At 55.3% G+C, this 20,360-nt stretch carries 18 protein-coding genes and 5 tRNA genes; 8 read left to right on the plus strand and 15 right to left on the minus strand.

Going from position 1 to position 20,360, the window contains the following annotated elements; genetic code table 11:
• Positions 1–23 precede the first annotated feature (23 nt).
• Positions 24–227, minus strand: a complete 204-nt coding sequence (locus TIRI35C_RS03010; protein ID WP_188201674.1) for a MoaD/ThiS family protein — start codon at positions 225–227, stop codon at positions 24–26.
• Between the two features lie 101 nt (positions 228–328).
• Here TIRI35C_RS03010 and TIRI35C_RS03015 point away from each other — a divergent pair.
• The 6 genes from TIRI35C_RS03015 (at position 329) to TIRI35C_RS03040 (ending at position 4,291) form a co-directional block, all read left to right on the plus strand.
• Positions 329–414, plus strand: a tRNA-Ser gene (locus TIRI35C_RS03015).
• A 21-nt stretch (positions 415–435) separates the two neighbouring features.
• Positions 436–510: transfer RNA gene (locus TIRI35C_RS03020), tRNA-Cys, on the plus strand.
• A 344-nt stretch (positions 511–854) separates the two neighbouring features.
• On the plus strand, positions 855–2,105 hold the full coding sequence (locus TIRI35C_RS03025; RefSeq protein WP_188201675.1) for an Nre family DNA repair protein: 1,251 nt from the start codon (positions 855–857) through the stop codon (positions 2,103–2,105).
• A gap of 79 nt (positions 2,106–2,184) precedes the next feature.
• Positions 2,185–2,376: a hypothetical protein gene (locus tag TIRI35C_RS03030; RefSeq protein ID WP_188201676.1), complete on the plus strand. Its 192-nt coding sequence runs from the start codon at positions 2,185–2,187 to the stop codon at positions 2,374–2,376.
• Positions 2,377–2,410: 34 nt separating this feature from the next.
• Complete coding sequence (locus tag TIRI35C_RS03035) at positions 2,411–3,529, plus strand: alkaline phosphatase family protein (RefSeq protein ID WP_188201677.1); 1,119 nt, start codon at positions 2,411–2,413, stop codon at positions 3,527–3,529.
• A gap of 21 nt (positions 3,530–3,550) precedes the next feature.
• Positions 3,551–4,291 (plus strand): hypothetical protein, encoded by a 741-nt coding sequence (locus TIRI35C_RS03040; RefSeq protein WP_188201678.1) that lies wholly within the window; start codon positions 3,551–3,553, stop codon positions 4,289–4,291.
• A gap of 43 nt (positions 4,292–4,334) precedes the next feature.
• On the opposite strand, the gene TIRI35C_RS03045 is transcribed toward TIRI35C_RS03040, so the two are convergent.
• Both TIRI35C_RS03045 and TIRI35C_RS03050 read right to left on the minus strand, forming a co-directional pair.
• On the minus strand, positions 4,335–4,730 hold the full coding sequence (locus tag TIRI35C_RS03045) for a type II toxin-antitoxin system VapC family toxin (protein WP_188201679.1): 396 nt from the start codon (positions 4,728–4,730) through the stop codon (positions 4,335–4,337).
• Positions 4,731–4,732: 2 nt separating this feature from the next.
• On the minus strand, positions 4,733–4,960 hold the full coding sequence (locus TIRI35C_RS03050) for an AbrB/MazE/SpoVT family DNA-binding domain-containing protein (RefSeq protein ID WP_188201680.1): 228 nt from the start codon (positions 4,958–4,960) through the stop codon (positions 4,733–4,735).
• Between the two features lie 216 nt (positions 4,961–5,176).
• Between TIRI35C_RS03050 and TIRI35C_RS03055 the strand changes: the two genes are divergently transcribed.
• Positions 5,177–6,460 carry an FAD-dependent oxidoreductase gene (locus TIRI35C_RS03055; RefSeq protein WP_188201681.1) on the plus strand — a complete coding sequence of 428 codons (1,284 nt, stop codon included), beginning with the start codon at positions 5,177–5,179 and terminating at the stop codon, positions 6,458–6,460.
• A 55-nt stretch (positions 6,461–6,515) separates the two neighbouring features.
• Here TIRI35C_RS03055 and TIRI35C_RS03060 read toward each other — a convergent pair whose 3' ends face one another.
• The 10 genes from TIRI35C_RS03060 to TIRI35C_RS03105 all read right to left on the minus strand — a co-directional run bounded on the left by TIRI35C_RS03060 (position 6,516) and on the right by TIRI35C_RS03105 (position 16,977).
• On the minus strand, positions 6,516–7,163 hold the full coding sequence (locus TIRI35C_RS03060; protein WP_188201682.1) for a 30S ribosomal protein S7: 648 nt from the start codon (positions 7,161–7,163) through the stop codon (positions 6,516–6,518).
• Positions 7,164–7,168: 5 nt separating this feature from the next.
• Complete coding sequence (locus TIRI35C_RS03065; protein WP_014012380.1) at positions 7,169–7,612, minus strand: 30S ribosomal protein S12; 444 nt, start codon at positions 7,610–7,612, stop codon at positions 7,169–7,171.
• A gap of 10 nt (positions 7,613–7,622) precedes the next feature.
• The gene (locus TIRI35C_RS03070; protein ID WP_014012379.1) at positions 7,623–8,060 is read right to left on the minus strand and encodes a NusA-like transcription termination signal-binding factor; all 438 of its coding nucleotides are present in this window, start codon (positions 8,058–8,060) and stop codon (positions 7,623–7,625) included.
• Positions 8,060–8,368 carry a 50S ribosomal protein L30e gene (locus TIRI35C_RS03075; RefSeq protein WP_014012378.1) on the minus strand — a complete coding sequence of 103 codons (309 nt, stop codon included), beginning with the start codon at positions 8,366–8,368 and terminating at the stop codon, positions 8,060–8,062. The genes TIRI35C_RS03070 and TIRI35C_RS03075 overlap by 1 nt, the downstream gene beginning before the upstream one ends.
• Before the next feature lie 13 nt (positions 8,369–8,381).
• Entirely contained in the window at positions 8,382–9,557 is a 1,176-nt protein-coding gene (rpoA2, locus tag TIRI35C_RS03080; protein WP_188201683.1) for a DNA-directed RNA polymerase subunit A'', read from the minus strand.
• Position 9,558: 1 nt separating this feature from the next.
• Positions 9,559–12,276 carry a DNA-directed RNA polymerase subunit A' gene (locus tag TIRI35C_RS03085; RefSeq protein WP_188201684.1) on the minus strand — a complete coding sequence of 906 codons (2,718 nt, stop codon included), beginning with the start codon at positions 12,274–12,276 and terminating at the stop codon, positions 9,559–9,561.
• 4 nt (positions 12,277–12,280) lie between these two features.
• Positions 12,281–15,649, minus strand: a complete 3,369-nt coding sequence (locus tag TIRI35C_RS03090; protein ID WP_188201685.1) for a DNA-directed RNA polymerase subunit B — start codon at positions 15,647–15,649, stop codon at positions 12,281–12,283.
• Positions 15,650–15,666: 17 nt separating this feature from the next.
• Positions 15,667–15,915 carry a DNA-directed RNA polymerase subunit H gene (locus TIRI35C_RS03095; protein ID WP_014012374.1) on the minus strand — a complete coding sequence of 83 codons (249 nt, stop codon included), beginning with the start codon at positions 15,913–15,915 and terminating at the stop codon, positions 15,667–15,669.
• Positions 15,916–16,817: 902 nt separating this feature from the next.
• Positions 16,818–16,895 (minus strand) — tRNA-Ile (locus tag TIRI35C_RS03100).
• A 6-nt stretch (positions 16,896–16,901) separates the two neighbouring features.
• A tRNA-Asn gene (locus tag TIRI35C_RS03105) sits at positions 16,902–16,977 on the minus strand.
• A gap of 142 nt (positions 16,978–17,119) precedes the next feature.
• Here TIRI35C_RS03105 and TIRI35C_RS03110 point away from each other — a divergent pair.
• Positions 17,120–17,196 (plus strand) — tRNA-Thr (locus TIRI35C_RS03110).
• A 214-nt stretch (positions 17,197–17,410) separates the two neighbouring features.
• On the opposite strand, the gene gcvPB is transcribed toward TIRI35C_RS03110, so the two are convergent.
• A complete protein-coding gene (gene gcvPB / locus TIRI35C_RS03115; protein WP_188201686.1) occupies positions 17,411–18,919 on the minus strand; it encodes an aminomethyl-transferring glycine dehydrogenase subunit GcvPB in 1,509 nt (502 codons plus the stop codon).
• Positions 18,920–20,260: an aminomethyl-transferring glycine dehydrogenase subunit GcvPA gene (gene gcvPA, locus TIRI35C_RS03120; RefSeq protein WP_188201687.1), complete on the minus strand. Its 1,341-nt coding sequence runs from the start codon at positions 20,258–20,260 to the stop codon at positions 18,920–18,922.
• Positions 20,261–20,360 lie beyond the last annotated feature (100 nt).

The raw sequence follows: 20,360 nt of genomic DNA on the forward strand, positions 1-20,360 counted from the left end.
TGGCTGGTCATTAAAAAGAGAGATCAGCCGCCGGAAACTACCGGGATAACCTCAACGTAGTCGCCATCCTTCACGTTCTCGTCTTCAAGTGCGACCCTTCCGTTGAGCTTTGCTATCGCGCTTTCTGTGTTGAAGCCGACCCCGCGGAGAACGTCCGCGATTTTCATGCCCTTCGTCCATTCAATCTCTTTCTCGATTCCCCTTCCCAGGACCTTGACCCTGATCATCTCTCACCACCCCCATGAACTCCGAGGGAGTCTTTTATAAATCCGCCGGAAGCCAAAAAACTTAAAAACCCTCCCCGGCTCATATAACCTGGGCACGGAGTGCCGCGGTAGCCTAGCCTGGTAGGGCGCCGGCCTGCTAAGCCGGTGGCCGTTGGCCACAGGGGTTCAAATCCCCTCCGCGGCGCCAAAATCTTTCTCCGGGTCGAATGCCGGGATAGCCTAGAGGCGAGGCGGTGGACTGCAGATCCGCTTTACGGGGGTTCAAATCCCCCTCCCGGCTCCACAACAAACTTTTGCAGGGCAAAAGTTTGATCAAAGAAACTTTGCTTGTGCAAAGTTTCATCAAAACGGGCATGCCCTTTAAGTGGGCTAATTTTTGCATGGTTTGCTATTCTTGCTTGTTCTTGTGTTGTGTTTTTCTGCTTTTAGCGCCCTTCGGGCGCTGGTTTGAGGTAAAACACCTTTCAACAGTTTATTTAAACGTAAAACCCCAAATTCTTGCCTACTTGGAAGGCATGCAGCTATTCACGACTCCTAAAGAAGAGCCTGAATATTTGATGAAACTTTTTGCAAGAAAAGTTTCTTGGGGGAACAAACCATAAATACCCTCCCTCTTACCTACCTTCGATGGTCGAGCTCTTCAACTCAAAACTCTGTGCGGTATGCAAAGGCAGGAAGCTCCTCTGTGGCAGGCCAACCTGCCCTATTCTTGAGCGCTTCAGTGTAGCCCGCACCGTCGAAAGAAAACTGAACAAACGCCATCTCTTCGGCTCTTCCCCACCGAGTATCTTCGTCGGTGAGTACGGCTATCCCAAGGTTCGCATAGGTCCGCTCGTGCCACCGATCGAGGGAAACACGAGCTACCTCGATAATCCCCTGAAGTGGGAGGACAAAACGATTCGGGATATTCTATACTACCGCTCGCTTTTGGTTATGGGTGAGACCAAAGCTGATATTCACGTGAGGAGGAGCGGCAGAATCTTGGGAGAAGTCCAGGAGCTGGCCATGTCAGTAAAGCCAGTTGACAGCGAGATTTTGCTGAAGAAAAAGCCCGTTCTAAAGATTCTACCGAGCGAGTTCGCCCCGCCGGTAGGGCCGAAGGCGGAACTTTTAGATTTTGAACTCACGGAGAATCCTCGCATTCCGAGGAGGACAGACTACGTCGTTAGTGACGAGCTGAAGGCCGAGCAAGCTATAATGCGCCTGTACAATTGGGGCTTCGACGAGTACTATATCATAAGGCTTCTCTCCGCTGGTCTTCTGGGCCTGGACAAGAGGCTCGTCCCGACGAGGTGGAGCATCACCGCCGTTCAGGACACGATAGGAAAAAACCTCAGGCGTGAAATCCTTCATTACCCTGAAATAAACGACTACGAGGTCTACTTCTACCGATTCCTTGGCAACCGCTACGCCGTTCTGCTCATGCCCGAGAGCTACGCCTTTGAGCTTTTGGAGGTCTGGCTTAAGGGCTCTCTCTTCGGTGCGAGTGAGCCGAGTGTAATCCACGACTACGAGGACTTCCGCGGGAGGAGGGAGTACGTCAAGGAAACGGCCGGAGCCTACCACGCCGCCCGCTTGAGCGTTCTGGAGGCCCTGAGAGCAAGGCGGAGACAGGCTAGAGCGGTAGTCTTCCGCGAGGTCACCCCGGAATACTACGCCCCAGTCGGCGTGTGGCAGATTCGCCTTGGCGTCAAGAAGGCGATGAGCAATTTAATCGGACGCTTCGAGACGCTCAACGAGGCCCTCGATGCCATAAAGCGTCGCCTTGAGCACCCGTTCGAGGAGTACCTGCGGAAGAGCTACATCCTCGGAAGCCTCGCGAGGCAGAAGACTTTAGACGAGTGGCTCGGAAAGAATTTATACCGGGTTGAGAAATAGGAACGGTGGATGATGACCACTCCATCCCACTGAGCGGTGACGAGTGCACGTCAGGCTGACACCGGTTGGGGGTGATAACGTGGAGGGAGTTGATGTTATTGGGGAGCTCATGAGGATTGAGAAAAAGCTTGAGAACATAGAGAAACTCTTGAGGGAGTTGCTCGAAAGGGAGGAGAGCTACGCCCCGATGAAACTCTCGGAGGAATCACTAAAGGAGTTCCCTGAGAACGAGCCGGACATGTACTCGGAGAAAGACCTTAGGATGAGATAAACCAGAAGATATGCTCTCTTCTGGGGTCTGAGCCATGAGAAAGAAGCTCTCGCTGATAAGCCTCGACGGGAATGGAGTCTACAACCTAAAGCACATGCCATTCCTGAGCGAGTTAGCTGAGAGTGGAAGTTTTAGTGTGGTTGACTCCATCTTTCCAACGCTGACCGACCTCGTCCACACCAGCGTGATGACGGGTGTCTGGCCGAAAAACCACGGCGTGGTGGAGAACGGCTACTACGACCGCTTAACGGACAGGAAGGTTAACTTCTACGACTACGAGGTGGCCTTCAACCCCCACAGGGTCATTAAGGCCCCGACCATCGTTGACCTGTTGCGGCAGAAGGGTGTTAGAACCGCCAGTGTCTCCGGTTACACCATGCCACCCTTCAGCGGAACCGACGTGAGGATCTTTCCCCCATTCTTCGCAAATGATAAGATGTACCGCCAGCACGGAAGGGACTGGCGAAAAGACCTCTGGGTTCTCAACTCTGCCCTCTACCTCTACGAGGAGTGCAGACCGGATCTGCTCCTCGTCCATTTCGCCTCGATTGACGGCATGAGCCATGACCATGGCCCCCTGAGTGAGGGTTCTCTAAAGGCCCTCGAGACAGTCGATACTGAAGTAAGAGCCCTCTGGGAAAGGCTGAAGGAAGAGTACGCCTTCATCATTTTCGCCGACCACGGGCAGGAAGAGGTTCACACGTGGGTGAACCTCAGGGTTTACCTGAGAAAGCACGGAATCGAGACGCTCCGCGTTTCCTCTGGCGGTGGGGTTCACGTTTATCTCAGAGATCCGAACCAGGCCGAGGAAGCCTTTCAGGTTCTGAGGAGAGCACCCGGCGTTGGTGCGGTTTTCTTCCGCGAGGATTTGGAGCACCTCAACACTCAGAACAGCGGCGAGCTGATAGTTTCTGCCAAGCCGGGCTACTGGTTCTGTTCCCACAGGATGTGCAGGGGAATAAAGGGGGTAAGCCACTGGGTTAAGGGAATGCACGGTTCGATGAACGAGCCGGTAATGAAGGTTCCGCTCATCCTTTGGGGCTTTGAGAGGGTGAAGCTTGACGAACCGAGCCTCATAGATATAGCACCGACGGTTTTGAAGTTTTTTGGCTTAGAAAAGCCGGGGAATATGGTGGGAAAAAGTCTAGTTTAACAAGCTCTCCGGTGGGAAGGAATGGAGCTGAACCTCCGCATTGACGATACAACGCTTTCGGACATCATCTCCGGTGGTAGAAATGACCCTTTCGAAATCTTCAGGGTGGGGCAGGAGATTGAGGTAGAACCCGTTATCGAGACTTTTATAGACAAGGTGGAAGTACTGAAGGACGCAACTTCATCAATCGAACCCTTGGACGACAAAGGGACGTACAGAATAGTCGCTAAGATTCTTGGCGGCTACGCTCGAACCATAATGCCAAAAGCAGGACAAGAAATTCAGTGCAACGATTGGAATGAGGAGACCTATTGGGGAACTGTGCATTTAGCGGTGGACTTCGGCCTTCTCTCCAGGGTGGTCATAAATTTTCCAGTCCTCTGCCGGCTTTGTAGAGTGGGCCGGGAATCGTTCGCCTACGTCCCCATTGATGAGAAGCTTACCGAAGAAATGACTTTTAAACGAGGTGAGTACATAGAAATAACCGGTCGGCTCTCCCCTGTGTTTCTGGACTTCTGGGAGAGCGCCATCACCGTGAGGCCCTTTAAAGGCATTATCAGGGGATTCAGACCATTGCCCGGGAATGGTGGGATACTAAGAGTTGAGGTTACGGGGAAAGGAAAAATCTTGGAGGTAGGAGGCGGTGGCCACATGGTCTTCGGTGACTTTGCCTACGACAGTTATTATGCCAGCTTTTTGCCGGGAATCGACGAATACAGGGACTCATTCACGGTGAGGTTCAGCAAAGGTAAATTGGAATGATTACCTTTTTCTTTTGAGAGACTTGCCCTTAGCCAGGAGGAGGTCAGAGCCACTCAATCTTAACCCTGTCCTCGACGCTCCTGAACTCATCGTCGCCAGTCAAAAGAACCGCATCAAGATCTATTGCGGTAGCTACCGCGAAGGCATCTGCATAGCTCAACTTGTGAAAGGCCTTTATCCGGCCAGCCATTAAAGCGAGCCTTTCATCTGCGATGATGAACGTTATTGGCTCCTTCTTTAAAAGGGCCATCGCAATATTGGCCACATCAACACCTTTTTGCCTTGAAAGGACGTAGTAAACTTCTCCTATATTAACAACGTTCATGTACAGCTCAACCTTTCCTTCCTTTCCGAGGTCAAGGTATTCTTGAACCTTCTCGGCCGCAGGCTCGTCGTTTATATAAACAAGAATTGCGTGGCTGTCCAAAACAGCTTTCATAGTTAGTCCTCCGGCTCCTCTTCCGCTCTAATCTCCCTTAGAATCTCCTTAGCTGGTTTTTCGAACTTCACAAGGCCTCTAAGTTTCATTCCTTTCTTTATTGGAACTATCACTATCTCGTCCCCGAAGTCGAGAACCTCCAGCTCGTCCCCCTCTTTGATGCCGAACTTCTCTCGAATGGATTTAGGTAAGACTATCTGGCCCTTTGAGGAAACTTTTACAGTAGTCATCTTACTCTCACCTATATCTATCTTACCAATGCCTTTTAAAAAGGTATGGATGCGATATTTGCCCTTGTCGGCTTTATGTAGACAAACCCTCTTTCGTAACTCGTAAACTGAAATCGAACCGGCTTAAATATGAATCCAAAGCCATATATACTTTGGGCGTGTAGGGTTAAGTGAGAATAACTCTTCTTCAATCAATTGAAGCCGGGAGCTGGTTTTATGAAAAAGCACTCTGAGTACTTGATTGTTGGTTCTGGGGCCGGTGGGGCTACCCTTGCGAGGGAGCTGAGTAATGCCGGGAAGGAGGTTCTGATCGTTGAGGCCGGCAGACGCGAGGAGCACCTGGGGACCCTCAGAGACTCTCTTGGTTACTTTGACATGACCCCCTATAAGACTCCGAGCACGTCCAGGGAGGGTGTCATTCTCTGGAGGACTATAATGGCTGGGGGCTCCACAGTGGTATCGTGCGGAAACGGAACCCGCTGTCTCCAGGAGGATTTCAAGGACCTTGGAATAGACCTGGAGACCGAGTTCCGGGAGGCGGAGGAGGAGATGAAGATCACCCCCACGCCCAGGGAGGTTCTCTCGGAGGCATCACTGAACATGCTCGAGGCCTCCACAGACCTCGGCTATACGATGGAGCCCATGCCGAAGTTCGTTGACTTTTCGAGGTGCATCCGCTGCGGCTGCTGCGTATTTGGGTGTGCCCAGGGGGCAAAATGGACTGCCCTTGAGTACCTGAACGATGCCCTTTCTCACGGTACCGAGGTAATCTACGAAACCACCGTTGAGGAAGTAGTGATAGAAGATGGAAAGGTTGCTGGAGTCAGGGGGCGCGGTAAAAACGGCTACGTTGAGGTGGGGGCAGACCACGTCATTCTCGCAGCCGGGGCGCTGGCAACGCCGGTAATACTCCAGAACTCCGGTCTGGAGTGCGCGGGAAAGGGTCTCTTCATCGATGCCTTTGTGAACGTTTACGGAAGGGCTGAGGGCATGCACCAAGTGATGGAACCGGCCATGGCGCTCGTTGACCACGAGTTCCACGACGATGGAGGCTTCATACTCTCCCCCTACATAAACGCGAGCAGGACGGTTAGGTTCATGGAGGCCGGCAGGAGGGGCTTTATGATGCCCACGGACAAACTGGTCGGCATCATGGTGAAGACCTCAGACGATCCTTCTGGGAGGGTTTACCCAAGCGGCAAGGTCTCGAAGGCGATTACAAGGGACGACAGGAAAAGGATCGACGATGGTGTCGCTGTGGCCAAGGAGATACTCGAGGGCATAGGGGCTGATCCAAGTTCCTTCGTCGTTTCCAAGCCAGAGGGAGCCCACGTGGGTGGAACCGCGACCATCGGAACCGTGGTTGATGGCTACCTTGAGACAAGGGTCAGAAACCTTCACGTCTGTGACGCCAGCGTTCTGCCGCATTCTCCGGGAATGCCGCCGATACTGACGATAGTGGCCCTCGCCAAGTGGCTCGGAAAAGCGCTAGCCCACTGACCTTTAATTTTTGGACAAAAGCCAGGAGAATAGGAAAGGAGAAACCAGCCAGCCCTCAGCGTGAGGACTGGGCGATCCTCTCGATCTCTTCCTTCTTGCTGTAGGCGAAGCTCTTCGGGTCCCTGTTGGCGGCAGCGATTATCTCCTCGGCGAGGGCCTGGGCATAGCTGGTCTTGTTGCGGTAGCACTTGGCGCTCGCACCGAGGGCGAGGTTCTTGAGGGCTATGTCGAGCCTCCTGAGCGGGGCAACGTCAACGGCCATGTGGTAGCGGATTCCACCGAAGGCGATGGTGGTGGTGTCTTCCCTCGGGGAGGAGTTCTCAAGGGCCCTGACGAGAACCTGTATCGGGTTCTGCTTGGTTCTGCGCTCGATGATCATGAAGGCCTCCTTAACGACCTCATAAGCTTTCATCTTCTTGCTCATGAGGGAGCGGTGCTCTCTCCTCATGAAGTGGCCACCGACCTTGTGGCCGCTGGCACCGCTGCGCATGACCTTGTTAATCAAGCGCTCAACGATGTGAACGTTGGCCTTGCCGAAGGACTTCTTGGCGTGCCTTCCGTGGCTGTGCGGGAGGATTCTCGGCTCCAGGTTGATGTAGGGCCTGAGGGACGGGTCGTTCACGACGACGTCCTCAACGCTCCACCTGCCCATGACCTTGAGCTCCTTAGGCTGGTAAAAGCGCTCAGTGATTGCCTTGGCCATTCACTTCACCTCCTCGGCTTCTCCTTCCTTCCCTTGACGAGCTCCTTGAGGGAGACCCTGTTGACCTTGACGACCTTGTACCTGATTCCCGGGATATCACCGACGGAACCACCCTTTGGACCACCAATTCCCTCGATGATGACCTCGTCGTGCTCGTCGATGTGGTTTATAGCTCCGTCACCGGGGGTGAAGGCGGTAACGACCTTACCGTTCTTGATGAGCTGAACCCTGACGGCCTTACGCATAGCCGAGTTCGGCTGCTTTGCCTCGACGGCTATCTTCTCGAGGACGATGCCCTTGGCCTGCGGGGCACCTCCAAGCGGGTCGCTCTTCTCCTTGAGCCTGAGGACTCTCCTCTTGTACCTGATGTCGCTCCAGCGGAACTTCTTCCTCTTGAGCTTGAGCTTCCTTCCGGCAAACTCTCCATACGGGGCCTTCTTTCCAGCCATGATCATCACCTCAAATTATGACCACATCGTGAATGCCGTGGTGTCTCTCCATCAACTCTTTCACGAGGTTGATGTTCTGGCCGCCCTTTCCGATAGCCCTGGCCTTGTCGCGGGGCCCGATGTCGAGGAGGGCGACCTTCTTACCATCACGCTTCTCAGTGATGTGGACCTTTTTAACCTTAACCCCGAGGCTCTTATAAATGTTCCTCAGGAACTCCTCAGGGTTCTCCGAGTGCTCGATGAGCTCTATCTCTTTCCCGAGCATGTTCTGGACGCGCTTGACGTTGGCTCCCTTCTTTCCGAGGGCCAGTCCCATCTCGCCCTTCTTAATGACGTATATGAGCCTGTTCCTGTTGGTGTCAATGAGGCAGTCCATCACTGTCGCTCCGGTCATGCTCTCGAAGAGCGCTATGAACTTGATCTGGTCGGTGTTGAGCTTGAGCGGCATTACTCCTTACCCCCAGCCAAGGCCAGTATCCTGCTCTCACCGGGGTCGATTATCGCGAGGGCCGAAACGGTGTGCGGCCTTCCGAGGAGGGTTCCGAGCTCGACGCTGGTTCCCTCGAACTCGTAAATCGGTATGCCGCTGAGCTTGGCGTAGTAGAGTATGTCCTCCTTTATGTCCGGCCTCGCGTTCCTGGCAACGATAATCATCTTGGCGCCGCCCATCTTGGCGTACTGGATGGCCTTCTTCGCTCCCATGATTATCTTTCCGGTGTCCTCTGCCTTCCTAAGTTCGAATGCGAAATCAACCATACATCACACCTCCCTACTCCCTTTTCGGTCTCAGGGGGAGATTCATTGCCAGTTTGACCATTCCGGTTCCGACTGGAACCGGCTGTCCTATCAGCACGTTCTCCACGACACCGTTGAGGGGGTCCTCATCGCCCCTCTCAGCGGCCTCGAAGAGGTGCTGGGTGGTTATCTCGAAGGCGGCCCTGGCAAGCACGCTGGCCTTCTCCCCAACTATACCGTGCCGGCCTATGGGCAGTATCACACCGTCGAGCGTCATCATGTCGGCGACGAGCATGATGTGCCTGACGTCAACCTCGAGACCCTGCTCGCGCATCGTGTTGACGATTTCCTCTATGATGGCGTTCCTTGCCGCTTCAATGCCGAGCACATCAGCGATCTCCCAGATGTTGTTCGTTCTGGTTCTCGTGGGGTCAACGCCCGGGACCTTGAGCACCTGCTTGAAGTTCGAGCCCTCGGTATAGATGACGTACTCGTCGCCTTCCTTCCTTATGATGGTCTTCCCGACGCCCGAGAGGCCTTTAAGGCGGTGCTTTTTAACCTTTTCGGCAAGTCTCCTGAGGTCTGAGAGTTTGCCGACCTTCTTGGGCCTCATTATGAGCGTGTATCCATCAACCTCGAACTCAGCGCTCTTGAAAGAGCCCTCGAGCTTCCTCTGGACCTTCTCCATGTCCAGACCTGCCTTCTCAAGCCTCTCCAGGTCTATGTCAACGACGAACTCGTAGTTGAGTATGTCGATGCTCATCTCGCGGGCTAGGTTTTCCAGGGTGGTACCTTCGATCCTCCTCGCGACCTCAAGGGCCTTCTCCCTGTCGTGGCGGTGCTTCTCGTCGAGGTAAACGGTCATGATTGGCGTTGACGGGTTCTTCCTCGCATCGACGATCTCGATGATTCTCGGCAGACCGAGGGTGACGTTGATTTCAGCAACTCCTGCGTAGTGGAAGGTGTTGAGGGTCATCTGCGTTGAGGGCTCACCTATGGACTGTGCGGCAACGGTTCCTATGGCCTCTCCTGGCTCGACTAAGGCTCTCTGATACTCGCGGACAGTCTCCTCGATGATGGCCTCTATCTCGGCCTTCTTGAGCTTGTACTTCTTGTTGTACTCGACCAGCTTGTTGTAGAGCTCCTCCCTGAGGTTCTCCGGGAGGTCGGCCTTGTCCACCAGGCTCTTGATGGTCTTCGCTGCGACCATTTCACTCACCTCCCCTCATCTTGACGAGGGTTCTAAGGATGACCCTGTCAACATCAACGGTCTTGCCCTGCCAGCTCTTCATCGGGTCGATGCCGTCCTCACCGTACTTGAACTGGACGATAATTCCGGTCGGGTCTCTCACGGTTCCGTCGTAGTCCACCTTGAGGTCCTGGAGGGCGTTGATGAGCCTTCTCTGCATGTAACCGCTCTGAGCTGTTCTAACGGCCGTATCAACCAGTCCCTCACGTCCACCCATTGCGTGGAAGAAGTACTCCTGCGGCGTAAGCCCGCTCTTGTAGGAGTTGGTGACGAATCCCTTTGCCCTCGCGCCGAGGTCTTCCGGCTTGAAGTGGGTCAGGACTCTTCCGCGGTAGCCGCGGTAGAGGCGCTTTCCACGGATGGACTGCTGGCCGAGCATAGCGGCCATCTGGGTGATGTTGAGCATCTTACCCCTTGCTCCGGTCTTGGCCATGATGACCGCGTGGTTGCCCATACCGAGGTACTTTTCAGCGACCTTACCGGCGTTGTCACGCGCCTCAGCTAAGACCGCCATGATGTTGCTCTCGAGGGTCTCCTCAAGGGTCTTACCCGGCAGCGGCTCAAGCTCACCGTTCTTATATGCCTCTATGAGCCTGTTGACCCTCTCCTCCGCCTCGCGGATTATCTCGTGAATCCTGTCGAGGGCCTCGCTCGGAAGGTCCTCATCGTCTATGGCGGTGGTGAAGCCCTTGTGGGTGATGGTCCAGATGGCGAGCTTGGTGACCTGGTCGAGGAACTGCCTCGCCCTCTCGACCCCGTACTCCCTCACTATGAGGTCGAGGAGCTTTCCATCCTCCCTTCCGTAGGCCTTCTTGTCTATGGCGCCGCTGAGGAGCTTCCCGTTCTGAATGTAGACGAAGCCGTCGTAGGCGAGCTTTTTGACTTCCTCCGGGTCGGGGACGAGCTTCTCCTCGATGAGCTTCTCCAGGGCCTCACAGCGCTCCGGCTCGTCGCAGAGCTTGTTGCGGTACCAGATTGTGAGGTCCTCCGGCAGGACGAGCGAGAAGATGGTCTTTCCGCTCCAGAGTTCGACGCCGTTCTCCACCTTGTCCGGCTCAGGAAGCTCGCGGATGTCGATTCCCGCGAACATGAGCATCTGCTCGACCTCTGAGCGGGTGAAGTAGGCACCCTCACGGGTGAGCAGGTAGCCGCCGGAGATGTGGTCCTGGATTCCGGCGATGAGCGGGCCTCCATACCTCGGCGAGATGATGTGGTTCTGGACCTCCATGAGTATCCTCGCTTCAGCCTGCGCCTCCTCGGTCTGCGGCACGTGGAGGTTCATCTCGTCACCGTCGAAGTCGGCGTTGTACGGCGGGCAGACCGAGAGGTTGAGACGGAATGTTCTGTACGGCATAACACGAACGCGGTGGGCCATGATGGACATCCTGTGGAGTGAGGGCTGCCTGTTGAAGAGCACTATGTCTCCGTCCATGAGGTGCCTCTCGACCGTCCAGCCAAGGTCGAGCTTCTCGGCTATTATCTCGAGGTTGTTCTCCATGAGGCGGATTCTCCTTCCCTCGGGGTCGATGACGTAGTTGGCTCCTGGATACTTCTCCGGCCCGTTGAGGACCATCCTCTTGAGCTTCTCGAAGTTGAACTCAGTGACCTTCTCCGGAACGGTGAGTTCCATTGCCACAGCCATCGGAACGCCGACCTCGTTGATGCTTATCATCGGGTCGGGGCTGATGACGGTTCTTGCCGAGAAGTTGACACGCTTACCGCTGAGGTTTCCACGGAAGCGGCCTTCTTTACCCTTGAGCCTCTGGGAGAGGGTCTTGAGGGGCCTTCCGCTCTTGTGCTTGGCCGGCGGAATGCCCGAGGTCTCATTGTTGATGTAGGTGGTGACGTGGTACTGGAGGAGGTCCCAGAGGTCCTCTATGATGAGCTGCGGTGCACCGGCCTCGATGTTGGACTTGAGCCTGTTGTTGATACGGATAATATCGACCAGCTTGTGGGTGAGGTCGTCCTCCGCTCTGATGCCGCTCTCGAGGGTGATGGAGGGCCTCATGGTAACCGGCGGAACCGGGAGGACCGTCAGTATCATCCACTCCGGCCTGGCCTTCTCAGGGTGAAGTCCGAGGAGCGGTAAGTCCTTGTCGGGTATCTTCTCGAGCCTGTCGCGAACTTCACTCGGCATCATTCTGTGCCTGTACTCGTTGCCCTCCTCATCCTTCCTGAGCTCCCAGTAGATGGTCGGCCTCTCGAACTTGATCGGGAACTGCGGCGCTCCACAGTGAGGGCAGACCATTCTCTCCTTGGCCTTCTTGTGGATCTCCTTGATGAGCCTGTCCTTGGCCTTCTTCCTGTCGCCCATAACGGTGAACTTGTGGGTGTACTCCTCTATCTCCTCGTCGGTGAGCTTTATCCTTCCGCACTCGCGGCAGGTGCTCTCGAGGACCCTGTGAATGGTCTTGGCGAAGCCGACGTGGACTATAGGTCTGGCGAGCTCAACGTGGCCGAAGTGACCCGGACAGTCTCCAGCTCTCGCTCCGCAGGTCTCACAGCGAAGTCCAGGGTCAACAACACCCAGTCTTTTGTCCATGAGACCGCCTTCGATTGGGTAGCCGTCGTCGTCGTAGGTGTCGGGGACGGTTATCTCGGCCGCGCTCATCTTTCTGATTTCCTGGGGTGAGAGGATACCGAATTCAATACTCCCGATGATCTTCTTCATCGACTGCATGCTATCACACCCTATCCGTTATCTTGAGGGACGGCCTTATTCCCATAGCCTTCAGCTCGTCGAGCAGCAGCTTGAAGGCGTAGCTCATCTCCACTTTGCTGATCTTCTCTTCCTCTCCACAGACCGGGCAGTAGACCTTTCCTCTGCGCTTGTCCTCGAGTGCCAGATGCCCACAGCTCTCGCAGACCCATACCTCTGTCTTGTCGCTCTCCTCGAGGAGACGCTCAATGAGCAGCATCGCGGCGCCGTGTCCGATGAGAACGTCACGCTCCATCTCACCGAACCTGAGACCGCCTTCCCTGGCCCTACCCTCGGTTGGCTGCTTGGTGAGTACCTGCACCGGACCCCTGCTCCTCGCGTGCATCTTGTCGGCGACCATGTGGTGGAGCCTCTGGTAGTAGATGACGCCCACGAATATGTCGGCCTCCAGTCTTCTTCCGGTTATGCCGTCGTACATGACTTCCCTGCCGCTGTGCTTGAATCCAAGCTCCTCGAGCTCCTTCCTGAGCTTCTCCTCTGGCTCACCAATGAACGCGGTTCCATCGACCCTCCTTCCGGTGAGGGCGGCGACCTTTCCGCCTATGGCCTCAATGAGCTGTCCGACGGTCATACGGCTCGGGATACCGTGTGGGTTGACGATGAGGTCGGGAACGATTCCACTCTCGGTCCAGGGCATGTCCTCCTGCGGAACGATGAGGCCCACGACACCCTTCTGACCATGCCTCGATGCGAACTTGTCTCCGAACTCCGGGATGCGGAGGTCCCTGGTGGTCACCTTGACGAGCTTGGTTCCGTCGCCGGTCTCGGTAATGATGACCTTGTCAACTATGCCCCTCTCGCTCGGCCTGACGGTGACGCTCGTCTCCCTTCTCTCCTGGAGTATTATTCCTCCGAGGCCGCTCTGCTCCTCAAGGAACCTCGGCGGTGAGGTCCTGCCGACGAGAACGTCCTTACCCGTGACCTTTGACTCCGGGAAGATTATGCCGTCCTCATCGAGGTGCCTGTAGTACTTCTCGCCGAGATAGCCCTGTATAGTCGGGTCGGGGACCTCAAAGCGGTCGGTCTGACCGCCGAGGTAGCGCTTCTCCTCGGCCTCATAGGTCCTGAAGAACGTGCTCCTTCCGAGACCGCGCTCGATGGAGGCCTTGTTCATGATGATTGCGTCCTCCATGTTGTATCCCGAGTAGCTGAGAACCGCGACCACGAAGTTCTGGCCTGCTGGCCTCTCCTCGAAACCGACGGCCTTCATGATGCGTGAGTTGACGAGCGGAACCTGCGGGTAGTGCATGAGATGCCCGCGCGTGTCCACCCTTATCCTGAAGTTGGCGGCACCAAAGCCGAGGCTCTGCTTGGCCATACCCGCTCCGTAGGTGTTACGCGGGGCGGCGTTGTGCTCCGGATACGGAACGAGCGAAGCAGGAATACCGAGTATCGCGGCCGGCATGAGCTCGAGGTGGGTGTGCTCCTCCGTGACCTCCCACGGCCAGGTGGCAACGTAGGCGTTCTCCTCCTCTTCCGCGTCGAGGTACTCTATGATGCCCATCTTCACCAGATCGTTCCAGGTGAGGGTTCCGTTCTTTATCGCATCGACGTGCTCCTTGGTGAGCTTCGGCTTGCCGTTCTCGACGATGATGAGCGGTCTTCTAACCCTGCCGTCGTCGCTGTTGACGTATACCTCCCGAACCTCCTCGTCCTGGTATATAGCCACGTTGATGACGTCGCTTATCTTTCCGCTTCTCCTGTCGCTCCTTATCCTGCGGACGAGGGACTCTCCATCCTCTATGGTCCCGATGAGAACTCCGTTGAGGTAGAGGCGCCAGAGTTCGGGGCTCGGGCGGCGCTCCTCGATGGAAACGACGCCGAGCTTGTTCAGGTACTCCCTGACCTCCTCCTCGGGAATGCCGGTGGTTATCTGGGACATCAGGGACAGGTTCTTAACGAGACCACAGTTCGGACCTTCCGGAGTCTCCGTCGGGCAGATTCTTCCCCAGTGGGTTCCGTGAAGATCACGCGCCTCGAAATGGGGCTGATCCCTGCTGAGCGGAGAAGTGACGCGCCTGAGGTGTGAAAGAGTGCTCATGTAGTTCGTTCTATCGAGAAGCTGGCTCACACCGGTCCTTCCGCCGGGCCAGGCACCGGTCGCTAAAGCATGCTCGATCCTCTCGCTGAGGACATCGGGTCTTATGGAGTTTCTCACAAACCTCTGGATGTTCTCGAAGGTGTAGCGCTCGCCCTTCCTCTGGTAGGTCTTGGTCATCTGGTACTGCATGTCCTTGACTAGCTGGCCGAAGGCGACGCGGAAGAGGTCCCTGAGGAGGTCTCCCGCTAACTTGAGTCTCTTGTTGGCGTAGTGGTCCTTGTCGTCCTCACCGCGGAGGCCGAGGGAAAGCTCGAGAACCTTAAGGGCCATCATGCCGAGGTAGTAGGCCTTGGCCTTTCTCCTCTCGGGCTCGACACCCATGTGCGGAAGGAGGTTGTTGTCTATTATGTGCTCGGCCCTCCTGAGCCTGTACTCCTTCGGCTGGCCGGGCAGGGAGAGCTTTCCTATGTAGTCGAGTGCGTCCTCCTGGTTCATTATGTCGCTCGCATCTTCGAGGTTGTCGAAGAGAACCTGCTGTATCCTCGGATCGTCGCTCACGGCCTCGACGATCTCTTTATCACTCAGAAGACCAAGGGCGCGCATGACGTAGACGAACTTAACCGGCCTGGGGACGTTTGGTATGTTCACGTAGAGGATGCCGTCCTTCCTCCTCTCGACGGTTATCAGCGCCCTGTAACCGTGTCTGTAGGAGAAGACCTTGGCGATTATCCTGTTCTGTCTCTCGTCACGCTCAACGAGAGTCTTGTTCGGGGCGAGATCCTCGATAGAGACTATAACCCTCTCGGAACCGTTTATGATGAAGTATCCTCCCGGGTCCTTTGGATCCTCGCCGAGCTTGATGAGCTCCTCGTCGCTGAGGCCGTAAAGTCTGCAGGCCTTGGACTTGAGCATTATCGGGAGCTCGCCGATGCGGACCTCGACTGGTTCCTGCTCGATGCCCTTGATGATGGGGATGAGCTCGAGGTAGAGCGGGGCAGAGTAGGTCAGGTTCCTTATCCTGGCGTCCATCGGGTAGAGCGGCTTCCTCTGTCCCTGGGCCTCCTGGAATTCGGGTTCACCCAGGCGTATTTTACCGAACTTAACCTCGAAGTCCGGGATATCCGGCTTCAGTCCGCCGAACTCGTATATGACCTGCTGCATGCCGCCCTCAATGAAAGCGTTGTAAGAATCAAGGTGCTGCCTTACGAGTCCCCTCTCCTTCCAGTAGGCGTCCATAACAAGCCAGAGGTCGTCAGGGGTAACATCCACAACGGTTGGTCCTCTCGATGCCATAATCTCACCTCGCAGAATCAGTCCTCCACCACAAGGCGGTAGTAGTTGTAGTAACCCGCCGTCGGGCTTTTTCTTTTGATCTCAAGGATATCGCCAGGCTTTGCCCCAAGGGCCACAACAGCGGGGTCTGAAGCCTTGATCTGCGGAAGCTGGGAGATTCTGATCCTGTACTTCCTGAGGAGCTCCTCCTTCTCCTCTTCGCTCAGTATTCTGTGCTCGGGAACCAGCTCATGCGTGAATATATCAAACTCTTTTTTCGTCGCCACCGAGAATTGCCCCCTTTAACATTTTTTAAGAACGATTATCACTACCTCACACCTGCGGGTTTCGGTATATAAGCTTTTCGAGTGGTATCTGGCTCGTAGGGGTTTATATCGGTTGCGCAAAGTTTAAGAACCGTTTTCCATGCCGAAAAGCTACTATGATGCACTTCTATGTCCATCAGTATGGGGAAAGACTTATAAATGTCTGCCGTCGGTTCGATGTTCGAACTTTCTAAAAAGCGGCCATGTGCTCGAAATCTGCTGTAATTTTGACATGATTTATGCCAGAATAATGGCATAACGTGGCTGATTAACGGGTTCATCTGTCATATCTGGCCAAAATACGGGTAAAATTTGGTCAGTTTTTTGTGCGAAACAATGCCCACTGACGCTTTTAAATGTCCAATACGACCTTGAAAGGCTCAGTAGTTTGGATCAGAATGTTTTTACCGCTCAACCATGCGAACCGCTTGAGAAACAGGTGTTTTGTTTGTGAGGGAAGCTTTTGGAAAAGCCTCACCAAGAAACTTTTCTGGCGAAAAGTTTCATCAAAGTTCGTGATTCCTTTCAAAATGCAACTTGGGGAATGTTTGCGCTCTTAAGAAGCTTTTGGAAAAGTTTCATCAAAGAGTTAGTAGCTCTCCTCCAAAAGAATGCTCACAAGTTGGGTTTCGTACTCAGATATCCCCCTTCAAACGTGGAATGCGTTATGGCAAGTCCTTTGAGAGGGGTTTATTCTCTGGTGACGCCCTTCGGGCGTCGATTCTAAAGTTAAACCCTCACAAAAGACTAACTTACAAAGATTCCTCATCCCCAGCGCACATATAAGAAAACTCCCTCAAGAACTTGCACTCTAAGAAGGAGCTACCAACTTTGATGAAACTTTGCGCAGGCAAAGTTTCTTGTGGTGGGCCCGGGGGGCTTTGAACCCCCGACCACGCGGTTATGAGCCGCGCGCTCTGACCAGGCTGAGCTACGGGCCCACGGGATGGCGCCGCCGCCCGGACTCGAACCGGGGACCGCCGGATTAACAGTCCGGCGCTCTACCGACTAAGCTACGGCGGCACGACCCAATGTAGGGAATATGGAGTGGATTTATAAATCTTACGGTGCCTCCCGATGGGGGAATGTCAGTCATTTTTGCGAAACATGGTACGAGAACCGGCTGCGAAAACTTTATATTTTCCCCTGGGAGTCTTTAAACCGTGCCCCGGTAGCCTAGCCTGGCGGGGCGGCGGACTTGTAATCCGCCGGTCGCGGGTTCAAATCCCGCCCGGGGCTCCACTACAAACTTTTCTGGCAAAAGTTTGATCAAAAGTTTATGATTCTTCAAGTGGTTTCTCATTATCGGGGCGTTTAACACGGGCAGCCATAAAATACCTGCACAACGGGACGTTTTTTGAAGCCCCAACAGAAACGTTCTTAGCCTTGAACATGGGCCGGAGTTGAGAAACGTCCCCAAACGGCACTTCCTTTTTGAAAATTAAAGGGAGCGGGCCTAAATATCGACCTCTCCCTTCTCCTTCAGCTCCCTGTACATTCTCCAGGTGATGATCGGCCTCTTCGCCGCCAGAACGTCGTCCACCCTCTTCACCGCTGTGTTGTGGGGTGCGTTCTTGACGACCTCCGGGTTGCTGTAGGCTTCCTCACTTATCTTCTTCAGAGCCTCGACGTACGCGTCGAGTTCCTCTTTGCTGACGGTCTCGGTGGGCTCTATCATTAGAGCCTCATGGACTATCAGCGGGAAGTATATGGTCGGAGCGTGCAGTCCGAAGTCGAGGAGCCTCTTCGCCACGTCAAGGGCCTTAACTCCCGTTTCCTTCTTCATGGGCTCGGCGCTGAACACCACCTCATGCTTCCTGAGCTCCTTGTGGGGCAGCTCGTAGCCCCTCGTTCCCTTCAGCTTCTGGGTGAGGTAGTTGGCGTTGAGAACCGCTATTTCGCTGACCTCCCTGAGGCCTTCCCTGCCCATTATCTTGAGATAGGTCAGGGCCCTGACCATCACCGCGAAGTTGCCGTAGAGCTCCTTGACTTTGCCGATGCTCTTGGGCACGTTGTAGTCGAGGTAATAGCGATCGTTCTCCTCGTCGTAGCCCACGAGCGGAACCGGCAGGTAGTCCCTGAGGAAGTCCTTAACGCCGACCGGCCCGCTTCCCGGTCCGCCGCCGCCGTGCGGGGTTGAGAAAGTCTTGTGCAGGTTGAGGTGGACGACGTCGAAGCCCATATCGCCGGGCCTTATCTTTCCGAGAACGGCGTTGAGGTTGGCGCCGTCGTAGTAGAGCAGGCCACCGGCTTTGTGGACTATTTTCGCTATCTCGAGTATCTCGTCCTCGAAGATGCCGAGGGTGTTGGGGTTGGTGAGCATTAAACCGGCGGTCCTTTCACCGACGGCGTTCTCAAGGGCCTCAAGGTCCATCGTTCCCTCCTCGGTCGAGGGGATTTCAATGACCTTAAAGCCGGCCATTGCTGCAGAGGCGGGATTGGTTCCGTGGGCAGAATCAGCTACCAGCATCTCGTCCCTCTGCGGTTCACCGTTATCGAGGTGGTAGGCGCGAATTATCGAAACGCCTGTGAACTCGCCGTTGGCTCCGGCCGCCGGCTGGAGTGTGAAGCGGTCCATGCCGGTTATCTCCTTGAGCCACTGCTCAAGCTCCCACATTATCCTCAGCGCGCCTTGAACGGTCCTCTCGTCCTGGTACGGATGGATGTAGGCGACACCCGGATGGGCGGCAATCTCCTCGTTTATCTTGGGGTTGTACTTCATGGTGCACGAGCCGAGCGGATAGATGCCGGAATCGACGCCGTAGTTCATCTCGCTGAGGCGGGTGTAGTGCTTCACAACCTCCGGCTCGCTCAGCTCCGGAAGGTTCAATGGGCTTTTTCTTTTGATCTTCTCTGGAATTTCAACTGCCACGTCCTCTATGGGGGCCGGCATCGTGTAGCCAACCCTTCCCGGCCTTGAGAGCTCAAAGATGAGAGGTTCGCTCCATTTAGCCTGACGGAACATTCAGGCCACCTCCTTGAGGGCCTCTATTAGTGCATCGACCCATTCTTTTCGCGTGGTCTCAGTTGCGGCGAAGAGAGAGCTCTCTCCCAGCTCCGGGAAGTGCTGCCCTATGTAGTAGCCGCCGTGGATGTTTCTTGCCAGGAGCATCTCGTGTACCTCGCTGTAGGGTTTCTCAAAGCGGACGAGTACGTCCTTGAAGTTCACGCCATCGAACGGAACCTCCGCCACCTCCGAGAGCCTTTTCTTGAGGTAGGCGGTGTTCTTGAGGATGACCTCTCCGAGCTCCGTTAAACCCTTCGGCCCGAGGGTTGCGAGGTGTATTGCCGAGGCAACAGCCACCAGGGCCTCGTTTGAGCATATGTTTGAGGTTGCCTTTGCGCGCCTTATGTGCTGCTCCCTGGTCTGGAGCGTCATCACGAAGGCCCTCTTTCCGTCCGAGTCTCTGCTCATTCCGATTATCCTTCCGGGCATCTGGCGGATGAGCTTTTTGTCGTTCCTGACCGCAAAGATTCCCGCCCTCGGGCCTCCGAAGTTCATCGGGTTTCCAAAGTAAGCGGCCTCACCAACTGCTATGTCGGCCCCGAGCTCTCCCGGCGCCTCCACTATGCCGAGGATCGTTGGGTCCACACCCACCACGAAGAGCGCCCCTGCCTCGTGAGCTATTTCGCCGATTTCCCTGAGGTTCTCCTCGATCAGCCCGAGGAAGTTGGGTACCTCAACGTAAACACCTGCCGCACCGTCGGCGGCTTCCTTGAGCTTCTCCATATCGACCTGTCCCCTCTCGTCCCAGGGCACCTCGGTTATCTCCATACCCGGGCCCGCGGTATAGGTTCTGAGGACTGCCTTCTTCTCGGGGCTCAGGGCCCTGGGGATGACGAACTTCTTCCTTCTGGTAACGCGGGCGCTCATCAGCGCCGCCTCTGCCATCGCCGTGCCCCAGTCGTACATCGATGAATTGACTATTGGGAGACCCACGAGCTCGGCTATCATGCTCTGGTACTCGAAGAGGGCCTGGAGCATCCCCTGGCTTACCTCCGGCTGGTATGGCGTGTAAGCCGTCAAAAATTCGCTCCTTTCGATGAGGTACTTCACGTGCGCGGGAACGTAGTGGAAGTAGGTTCCAGCGCCGAGGAAGCTGGGCATCTCAAGGGCGGTCCTGTTCTGACCCAGGACTTCGTTAAGCTCCATGAAGACCTCATACTCGCTCTTCCCCTCAGCCAGGTTGAACTTCTGGACCATGCCCTTCGGGACATCGGAGAAGAGGTCGTCAATCGAATTGAACCCGATCTCTTTCAGCATTTCATCCCTGTGCGCCAGGTTCGGGAGGTAGTGCCTTCCCATGCCTATCACCTTCTGAGCTTTAAGATGCTCGTTGAAAGTTGGGGGCTGAGAATATATGTTTTGTGCCGCGGGTGAAAATGCCGGAGGAAAAAATAGGGGG

This window comes from Thermococcus camini, from assembly GCF_904067545.1.
Taxonomy (GTDB): domain Archaea; phylum Methanobacteriota_B; class Thermococci; order Thermococcales; family Thermococcaceae; genus Thermococcus; species Thermococcus camini.

What these genes read in the sequence shown, in the direction of transcription:
- TIRI35C_RS03065 (WP_014012380.1), bottom strand. Translation starts at nt 7,612, where the DNA reads ATGGCTGGAAAGAAGGCCCCGTATGGAGAGTTTGCCGGAAGGAAGCTC.
- gcvPA (WP_188201687.1), bottom strand. Translation starts at nt 20,260, where the DNA reads ATGGGAAGGCACTACCTCCCGAACCTGGCGCACAGGGATGAAATGCTG.
- gcvPB (WP_188201686.1), bottom strand. Translation starts at nt 18,919, where the DNA reads ATGTTCCGTCAGGCTAAATGGAGCGAACCTCTCATCTTTGAGCTCTCA.
- TIRI35C_RS03035 (WP_188201677.1), top strand. Translation starts at nt 2,411, where the DNA reads ATGAGAAAGAAGCTCTCGCTGATAAGCCTCGACGGGAATGGAGTCTAC.
- TIRI35C_RS03060 (WP_188201682.1), bottom strand. Translation starts at nt 7,163, where the DNA reads ATGGCCAAGGCAATCACTGAGCGCTTTTACCAGCCTAAGGAGCTCAAG.
- TIRI35C_RS03010 (WP_188201674.1), bottom strand. Translation starts at nt 227, where the DNA reads ATGATCAGGGTCAAGGTCCTGGGAAGGGGAATCGAGAAAGAGATTGAA.
- TIRI35C_RS03070 (WP_014012379.1), bottom strand. Translation starts at nt 8,060, where the DNA reads ATGCCGCTCAAGCTCAACACCGACCAGATCAAGTTCATAGCGCTCTTC.
- TIRI35C_RS03025 (WP_188201675.1), top strand. Translation starts at nt 855, where the DNA reads ATGGTCGAGCTCTTCAACTCAAAACTCTGTGCGGTATGCAAAGGCAGG.
- TIRI35C_RS03090 (WP_188201685.1), bottom strand. Translation starts at nt 15,649, where the DNA reads ATGGCATCGAGAGGACCAACCGTTGTGGATGTTACCCCTGACGACCTC.
- TIRI35C_RS03085 (WP_188201684.1), bottom strand. Translation starts at nt 12,276, where the DNA reads ATGCAGTCGATGAAGAAGATCATCGGGAGTATTGAATTCGGTATCCTC.
- TIRI35C_RS03045 (WP_188201679.1), bottom strand. Translation starts at nt 4,730, where the DNA reads ATGAAAGCTGTTTTGGACAGCCACGCAATTCTTGTTTATATAAACGAC.
- TIRI35C_RS03050 (WP_188201680.1), bottom strand. Translation starts at nt 4,960, where the DNA reads ATGACTACTGTAAAAGTTTCCTCAAAGGGCCAGATAGTCTTACCTAAA.
- TIRI35C_RS03055 (WP_188201681.1), top strand. Translation starts at nt 5,177, where the DNA reads ATGAAAAAGCACTCTGAGTACTTGATTGTTGGTTCTGGGGCCGGTGGG.
- TIRI35C_RS03040 (WP_188201678.1), top strand. Translation starts at nt 3,551, where the DNA reads ATGGAGCTGAACCTCCGCATTGACGATACAACGCTTTCGGACATCATC.
- TIRI35C_RS03075 (WP_014012378.1), bottom strand. Translation starts at nt 8,368, where the DNA reads ATGGTTGATTTCGCATTCGAACTTAGGAAGGCAGAGGACACCGGAAAG.
- rpoA2 (WP_188201683.1), bottom strand. Translation starts at nt 9,557, where the DNA reads ATGGTCGCAGCGAAGACCATCAAGAGCCTGGTGGACAAGGCCGACCTC.